Source organism: Streptomyces roseus (assembly GCF_001044425.1).
Lineage (GTDB): Bacteria > Actinomycetota > Actinomycetes > Streptomycetales > Streptomycetaceae > Streptomyces > Streptomyces roseus.
The window spans coordinates 1-8139 of record NZ_LFML01000036.1 but is presented as its reverse complement, the minus strand read 5'-3'; the positions used below and the strand labels follow the sequence as shown (position 1 = coordinate 8139).

General features: G+C 72.1%; 6 protein-coding genes. 3 read left to right on the top strand and 3 right to left on the bottom strand.

From position 1 onward, the window contains the following. Positions 1–342: 342 nt before the first annotated feature. On the bottom strand, positions 343–879 hold the full coding sequence (locus ACS04_RS09925; RefSeq protein WP_048476182.1) for a MarR family winged helix-turn-helix transcriptional regulator: 537 nt from the start codon (positions 877–879) through the stop codon (positions 343–345). A 113-nt stretch (positions 880–992) separates the two neighbouring features. Here ACS04_RS09925 and ACS04_RS09920 point away from each other — a divergent pair, with 113 nt between their 5' ends. Then, on the top strand, positions 993–2291 hold the full coding sequence (locus ACS04_RS09920; RefSeq protein WP_048476181.1) for an MFS transporter: 1299 nt from the start codon (positions 993–995) through the stop codon (positions 2289–2291). Between the two features lie 68 nt (positions 2292–2359). On the opposite strand, the gene ACS04_RS09915 is transcribed toward ACS04_RS09920, so the two are convergent. Together ACS04_RS09915 and ACS04_RS09910 are read right to left on the bottom strand one after the other, a co-directional pair. Further along, positions 2360–4144: an ATP-binding SpoIIE family protein phosphatase gene (locus ACS04_RS09915; protein ID WP_048476180.1), complete on the bottom strand. Its 1785-nt coding sequence runs from the start codon at positions 4142–4144 to the stop codon at positions 2360–2362. A gap of 113 nt (positions 4145–4257) precedes the next feature. Continuing rightward, positions 4258–5676 carry an NAD(P)/FAD-dependent oxidoreductase gene (locus tag ACS04_RS09910; RefSeq protein WP_048476179.1) on the bottom strand — a complete coding sequence of 473 codons (1419 nt, stop codon included), beginning with the start codon at positions 5674–5676 and terminating at the stop codon, positions 4258–4260. Between the two features lie 342 nt (positions 5677–6018). On the opposite strand from ACS04_RS09910, the gene ACS04_RS09905 reads away from it, so the two are divergent. Then, complete coding sequence (locus ACS04_RS09905) at positions 6019–6789, top strand: TetR/AcrR family transcriptional regulator (protein WP_048476178.1); 771 nt, start codon at positions 6019–6021, stop codon at positions 6787–6789. Positions 6790–7143: 354 nt separating this feature from the next. Next, on the top strand, positions 7144–8139 hold a 996-nt coding region (locus tag ACS04_RS09900; protein WP_048476177.1), incomplete at its 3' end, for a sigma-70 family RNA polymerase sigma factor.

The window sequence follows — 8139 nt, the reverse complement described above, 5'->3', positions numbered from 1 at the left end:
CTCACCCTCTCGGGCTTTCCTCCGGGCTTTCGTTCTTCGTTCTTGCGTTTCCGACTCTATCAGATCCTTTCGGGCCTGACCCCCGGTCAGCGGGGTTTGTCTTCCGGGCTGTTGGGCCCTTCCGACTCCCAGAACTCTAGTGGATTTCCCGACCGATTCATAATCGGCCTTCGGAAATTAATTCGGGCATGCCGAATTCGTTCCCGGTGGGAGATCGTGCTGAGTTGGGTGCCGCAACGAGGCGGCGGGATGTGCCGTCGCCAAAACCTTCCGGCTCTGGGACAACTCGAAGTACCTTACGGACCCGCGGGACCTGTGTCAACCCCGCAGCTCAGGTGAGGGTCAGCTCGGCGACTGGAGGTCTTCGACCCGGTCCAGGAGGCGGGTGAGCATGTCGCCCAGGACTCCGCGTTCCGCCGTGGACAGGTCCTGGAGGAGGTCCTCCTCGAAGACCGTGGCCGCCCGCATCGCGTCCAGCCACTTGCTGCGGCCCTCGTCCGTGAGCTCAACGATCACGCGGACCCGGTTGGACTCGTCCCGCTCCCGCGTCACCAGCCCCTCCCCCGTCATCCGGTCGATCCGGTGGGTCATCGCCGCCGGCGTGAGGCCCAGCTGCTTCGCGAGCTCGCTCGGGCCCATCCGGTACGGGGCTCCGGAGATGACGAGGGCCTTGAGCACCTCCCACTCCGCGTTGCTGATGCCCAGGGCGGCCGTCTGGCGGCCGTACGCGACGTTCATGCGGCGGTTCAGCCGGCTCAGCGCCGAGACCACCTTCTCGACCTGCGGATCGAGGTCCTGGAACTCCCGCTGATAGACGGCGATCTGCTCGTCGAGGCTCGGCTCGTGGACGGGCGCGGTGCCGTCGGGGGTGTCACCCATGGTTCGAAGTATCGCATGAGCCCGTTGGCATCTAACTCCTTCGATGTGTAGAGTTAAGGATCGAAGTTTAGGTATGAAGTCTTCGGGCTTCAGTTCTTGAAGGCAGGTGAGAAGTGACCAAGGTGATGGGCGCTGCGATGCGGCGGATCCAGGCCGGCAACGCGTTGACCGCGTTCGGCATCGGTTTCACGGTTCCGTTCCTCTACATCTACGTGGCGCAGGTGCGAGGTCTTGGCTCCATGGCGGCCACGAGCGCGTTCGTGGCCTTCGCCGTCAGTGCCCTGGTCGCGCTGCCCCTCACCGGTCGGGTCATCGACCGCCGGGGTCCCGTCCCCGTGGTCATCGGTGCGGCCGTCGCCGCCTCGGCCGGCGCCCTGTCGCTCGGGCTGTCCACCGGTATCGTGCCGATCCTGCTGTCCGCCTTGGCGCTCGGCGCCGGGCAGGCGGTCATGCAGCCCGCGCTCGCGACCATGATCGTGTGGTGCTCCACGCCGAGCACCCGCACGCGTGCCTTCGCGCTCCAGTTCTTCATGCAGAACCTGGGCCTGGGCATCGGCGGTCTCATCGGCGGCCAGATCGTCGACGAGAGCCGGCCCGCCAGCTTCACCCTGCTGTTCGGCATCGAGGCCGTGATGTTCCTGGTCCTGGCCGGGGTCATCCTCACCGTCCGGATGCCGCACGCGCCGAGCATCAAGGACGCCGTGCCGCGGGACGCCTCCCAGGCGGGCGGCAGTGCCTGGAAGCGGCTGCTGGAGCACCGGGCCATGGTCAAGCTGCTGGTGCTGGGCTTCGTGATCTTCTTCGCCTGCTACGGACAGTTCGAGTCCGGCCTCGCCGCCTTCGGTACCGAGGCCGCCGGGATCTCCCCGTCCACCCTCGGCTTCGCGCTGGCCGCCAACACCGGCGCGATCGTCGTGGCGCAGTTCGTCGTGCTGAAGCTGGTCGAGAAGCGCCGCCGGTCCCGGGTGATCGCCCTGGTCGGCCTGATCTGGACCGTCGCCTGGATCATCGCCGGGTTCTCGGGGCTGGGGCACGGCAGCGCGATGATGGCGGCCGCCGCGTTCATCACCACGTACGCGCTCTTCGGCATCGGCGAGGCCATGCTCTCGCCGACGCTGGCGCCGCTGGTGGCCGACCTGGCGCCCGAGGGTTCGGTGGGCCAGTACAACTCCGCCTTCGCGCTGGTCAAGCAGATGGCTCTGGCCCTGGGGCCGCTGGGCGTGCCCCTGGGGGCGGGCGTGCCGATGCTCTACGTCGGGGTGTTCGTCCTGGTGTCCCTGGGCATCGCATGGCTGGCGCTGCGGCTCGGCAAGCAGCTGAGCGCGGTACAGGACAAGCCTTCGCTGCTGAAGGGCGAGGCGGTACCGGCGCCGACCGCGCCGGCCGTCGAGCCCGAGCGCGTCCCCGCGTAAGGGAACGCAGCAAGTACGAGTGAGGCCCGGTCCCCCGTGGACCGGGCCTTTCGCGTACCCGCCGCTCGTTACTTGTCCGGCAGCGCGAACTCGCACCAGACGGCCTTGCCGCCGCCCGGTGTGCGGCGCGAGCCCCAGGAGGAGGCGATCGTCGCGATGATCGAGATGCCGCGGCCGGTCTCGTCGGCCGGTTCGGCGCGGCGGCGGCGCGGGAGGTGGTCGTCCCCGTCGGTGACCTCGATGATCAGGCGGCGGTCCGTGCGGCGCAGGCGCAGCCGCATGGGCGGGGTGCCGTGCTGGAGGGAGTTCGCGACGAGCTCGCTGGCGGCCAGGACCCCGAGGTCGCACAGCTCGACCGGGAAGCGCCAGGAGGCGAGGACCCCGGAGGCGAAGGCGCGGGCGCGCGGGGCGGCCTCGACTCCGCCGAGGAGTTCGAGGGCGGCGTTGTGGAAGAGCTCGGCGTCGGCTCCGGTGCGGCTCGGCTGCTGGAGGACCATGACGGCGACGTCGTCGTCATGGTCGGCGTCGACGCCGAGGGCGCGCATCAGGCGGTCGCAGATGACCGCCGGGGTGCCCTGGGCTCCGGACAGGGCGCGTTCGAGGGCGGCGACGCCCTCGTCGATGTCCTCGCCGCGCCGCTCGACGAGGCCGTCGGTGTAGAGGACGGCGGTGGAGCCGGGGCCGAGCGCGATGGTGCCCGAGGTGTGGAGCCAGCCGCCGGTGCCCAGCGGCGGGCCGGTGGGGTCGGCGGCCCGGCGTACGGTGCCGTCCTCGTCGCGGACGAGGATCGGGAGGTGGCCGGCGGAGGCGTACGCGAGCAGGCCCTCGTTGGGGTCGTGGACGGCGTAGACGCAGGTGGCGATCTGGCTGGCGTCGATCTCGGCGGCGAGGCCGTCGAGGAGCTGGAGCACCTCGTGCGGGGGCAGGTCGAGGCGGGCGTAGGCGCGGACGGCGGTGCGCAGCTGCCCCATGACGGCGGCGGCGCGGACGCCGCGGCCCATGACGTCGCCGATGACGAGGGCGGTGCGGCCGGCGCCGAGGGTGATGACGTCGTACCAGTCGCCGCCGACGGCGGCCTCGGTGCCGCCGGGCTGGTAGGTGGCGGCGATGCGGAGGTCGTCGGGCTGTTCGAGTTCCTGCGGGAGGAGGGAGCGCTGGAGGGTGACGGCGGCCTCGCGCTGGCGGCGCTCGCTGGCGCGCAGCCGTTCCACGGCTTCGGCGTGGTCGGTGACGTCGGCGAGGTGGATCAGGACCCCGGTGTGCCGGGGGTCGGTGTCGCCTTCGGCGGCGGCCTTGGGGAACTCGACGGGGGTGCAGGTGACGGTGTACGAGCTGGTGCCGCCGGGTGCGGTGCGGTTCTTGGCGGTACGGGACCTGCCGCTGCGCTGGACCTGGTCGAGGAGCGGGAGGAGGCCGAGCTCGCCGATCTCGGGCAGGGCGTCGTGGGCGGGGGCGCCGGCGGGGCGGGGGCCGAAGCCGGCGGTGTAGGCGTCGTTCACGTAGGCGACGCGGTGTTCGGGGCCGTGGACGAGGGCGACGAGGGCGGGGAGCCGGCCGAGGACCTCGCGTACGGAGAGCTCGTCGAGGGAGGGCACGGCGGCGAGGACCGCGCCGCCGGCCTCGCTGCCGGCGTCGCCGCCGCCGGGGCCGGAGCCCGTTCCCGTGCCGGAGACCGTCGGGGCCGCGGGGTCGGCGGCCCCGCCCTCCGGCGCCGCGGCCGGGCGGGCGGCGGCGCCGCGGGCTGCAGGGACGGCGCCCTCACCCCGCTTGGCCTGGGCGGCGGCGTGCTCGGACCGGGCGGCGGCGCGGCGCTGCGTTCCGGGAAAGCGGGCGCTCCAGCGCGTGAAGTTCACTGCGTTCAAGCCTCGTGGTGTCGCAAGTGGTCGCGGTGCCGTGAATGTCACTGTGTGCAGGCGTGGGCCCACCTATGGTCACACGTCCAGTGTGGCCGACCGCACTGACAGCGTCAGCCCTGGCTGGTCTTCGGGGGGGTGGGGGCGGGCGGGGGCGGGGGGAACTTCAGGGAGTGTCCTGCGGCGAGTTCGAATTCTGCCCTGGGGTGTTCGAGGGAGCCGAGGGAGACGATCTCACGTTTGAAGAGGCCCGAGAGGGTCCATTCGGCGAGCACGCGCATTTTGCGGTTGAAGGTCGGGACCCGGCTGAGGTGGTAGGCGCGGTGCATCAGCCAGGCGGGGTAGGCCTTGAGCTTGCGGCCGTAGAGGAGGGCGACGCCCTTGTGGAGGCCGAGGGAGGCCACGGAGCCCACGTACCTGTGCGCGTACTCGGTCAGGACCTCGCCGCGCAGTGAGGCCACGAGGTTGTCGGCGAGGACCTTGGCCTGGCGGACGGCGTGCTGCGCGTTGGGGGCGCATTCGCGGCCGTCCTCCTTGGCCGTGATGTCGGGGACGGCGGCGGCGTCGCCCGCGGACCAGGCGTGCTCGACGCCGGCGACGGTGAGGAAGGCGGTGCAGGCGAGGCGGCCGCGTTCGGTGCGCGGGAGGTCGGAGGCGGCGACGATCGGGTGCGGTTTGACGCCTGCGGTCCACACGACGGTGCGGGTGGGGAAGCGGGCGCCGTCGCTGAGGACGGCGACGCGGTTCTCGCAGGATTCGAGCCGGGTCTCCAGGCGTACGTCGATGCCCCGGCGGCGCAGTTCGCGGATCGTGTAGACGCCGAGCTCGGGGCCGACCTCGGGGAGGATGTGGTCGCTGGCCTCGACCAGCACCCACTTCGTGTCCTCGGGCTTGATGTTGTGGTAGTACCGGGCCGCGTAGCGGGCCATGTCCTCCAGCTCGCCGAGGGCCTCGACGCCCGCGTAGCCGCCGCCGACGAAGACGAAGGTGAGGGCGGCGTCGCGCAGGGCCGGGTCGCGGGTGGAGGAGGCGATGTCCATCTGTTCGATGACGTGGTTGCGCAGGCCGATGGCCTCTTCCACGGTCTTGAACCCGATGGCGTACTCGGCGAGTCCCGGGACGGGCAGGGTGCGGGAGACCGATCCGGGGGCGAGGACCAGTTCGTCGTACTCGATCTCCATGGCGCCGGTGCCCTCGTCCTCGGTGGCGAGGGTGGCGACGGTCGCCGTGCGCTTCGCGTGGTCGATGCGCTGGGCCTCGCCGATGACGATGCGGCACTTGTCGAGGACGCGGCGCAGCGGGACGACGACGTGGCGCGGGGAGATGGAGCCGGCAGCCGCCTCGGGGAGGAAGGGCTGGTACGTCATGTAGGGCTCGGCGCTGACCACCGTGACCTCGGCTTCGCCGGCTCTGAGCTTCCGCTGGAGCCGGAGGGCCGTGTACATGCCGACGTAACCGCCGCCGACGACGAGGATGCGCGTACGGGGCGGGGTACCGGGGGCCGAGCCCCGGGAGTTAGCAGCCTTCACCATCCCATGACGCAACGTGGCCGGGAGTTTGTCCACAGCCCTGACACATTGTGTGACCGGAGGGGGTGCCGGTACGGGGTTGCCGGATGACCCCAGTGGGGGTGGAGTTCCGCAGGTCAGGAGGTGCGGAGTGGGTGATTCCGGGGGCTTGGATCGGAAAAGTGGGGGCGAATGCTCCGATCGAGCGGTGGTCCGTCCGGGGCTGCCTCTTCTGAATTGACTCTGGCTCAACTATGTTCGTATCTCGTCGAGGAGTAAGACCGGGGCCCACATGACCGTGGCCCACCTCGACACGAAGGCGGGGAGTGTCTCCGGGGGGAGACAAATGATTACCGGGGGATACATATGCATATTTCCGATTTCCATGGTTCTGCGACCGCGCTCTCGACCGAGAGCGGCGGCCGCCTGATGGCAGGCGCCACGACGCACGGCGTGGGCCGCTCCACGCCCCTGCGCGTCGACGCCCAGCGCAACCTCGAACACGTGCTGCGTGCGGCCCGCGAGGTCTTCGGCGAGCTGGGCTACGGGGCTCCGATGGAGGACGTGGCGCGGCGCGCGCGCGTCGGCGTCGGCACCGTGTACCGGCGCTTCCCGAGCAAGGACGTCCTCGTCCGCCGCATAGCCGAGGAGGAGACCGCCCGGCTGACCGAGCAGGCCACGGCCGCGCTGGGCCAGGAGGAGGAGCCGTGGCAGGCGCTGTCGCGCTTCCTGCGGACCTCCGTGGCCTCGGGTGCCGGGCGGCTGCTGCCGCCGCAGGTGCTGCGGGTCGGGTCGGCGAGCGAGGACGGCGTCGAAGAGGCGGCGGCGCGGGTTCCACACCAGCGCCAGGCCGGTGTCACCGGCGGGGCCCCCGACCTGCGGGTCGTGGGCGGGCGTACTCCCGTGGAGGACGAGCCCTCGGAGGACGCGGGCGCGGGCGCGCTGCTCGAGGTCGTCGGCCGACTGGTGGACCGGGCCCGGGAGGCCGGTGAGCTGCGCGGCGACGTCACGGTGGCCGACGTACTGCTGGTGATAGCCACGGCTGCTCCGGCCCTGCCCGACGCGGCGCAGCAGGCGGCGGCTTCGTCGCGGCTGCTCGACATCCTGCTCGAAGGCCTGCGGTCCCGGACGGCCTGATGGCTTGACGGGCCGGGGGGCTCACGGGCCGGAGGCCTGGCGGTCCGAAGGTCTGACGAGCCGGGGACCTGACGGTCTGGGGGTCTGACGGTCCGGGGGCCTGACGGTCCGGAGGTCTGGCGGTCCGGGGTCTGACCGCTTCGTCGTTCGTCGTGCGGCAGCCGGCCGGGGCGCCCGGCCGGTTCGCCGAACGGGTCCCCGCGGGCGCTCGCTCGAAAGGGTGAGGAGTGGAACGGGGGTTCCCCGGATGCTGCCCGGACGAGTGGATGACGGGAAGACCGGGCCGGCGTGCGCCCCCCGTGTGACACGCTTGAACGGTGTACCGGTTGAGTGTGGCGTGCGGGGGCTTCCGCGATGGGCGTTGACGGTCGGGAAGAGCCGCTCGGTGGTGCCGGCGGCGAGGTCGAGGCGCAGAGCCCGACCGCAGGCCAGGTCCCGGCGCAGCGCGAGCCGCGCCACCGGCGGCGCGCGGCCGCGGGCCACGCCGGCGCCGAGCTGCCCCCGTCCGACGGGGACTTGATCGCCCGCATGCGCGCAGGCGACGACGGCGCGTACGAGGAGCTGTTCCTGCGGCACGCCGATTCCGTACGGCGCTACGCGCGGACCTGCTGCCGGGACGCGCACACCGCCGACGACCTGACCGCCGAGGTGTTCGCGCGGACGCTCCAGGCGGTACGGGGCGGGGCCGGTCCGGACCAGTCGGTGCGGGCCTACCTGCTGACCACGGTGCGCCGGGTCGCGGCGGCCTGGGTGAAGACCTCGCGGCGGGAGCATCTCGTCGACGACTTCGCGGTGTTCGCCGAGCAGGCGGCCGCGGGGACCGAGGTCGGCGGCGGCATGTCCGGCCTGTCGGGGGACGACACCCTCGAACTGGGCGCGGAAGTCCGGGCGATGCGCGAGGCGGAGCAGTCGCTGGCGATGCAGGCGTTCCGCAGCCTGCCCGAGCGGTGGCAGGCCGTGCTGTGGCACACCACCGTCGAGGACGCCTCGCCGAGCACGATCGCGCCGCTGTTCGGGCTCAGCGCCAACGCGACGGCGGTACTGGCAAGCCGGGCCCGGGAGGGCCTCAAGCAGGCCTATCTGCAAGCCCATGTGAGTTCTGCGCTGAGAGCGGGCGGGGACTGCGCGCGGTACGCGGACCGGCTGGGGGCGTACGCCCGCGGCGGCCTGCGGATGCGGGCGGAGCGCGGGCTGCGGGGGCACTTGGAGGAGTGCGCGAAGTGCCGGCTGGCCGCCGGGGAGCTCAAGGACGTCAACGCGGGCATTCCCGCGCTGCTGCCGGTCGCGGTCATCGGGTGGTTCGCCGCCGGGTACGCGGCGAAGGCGGCCGGTGTGGTGGCCGGCGGGGCC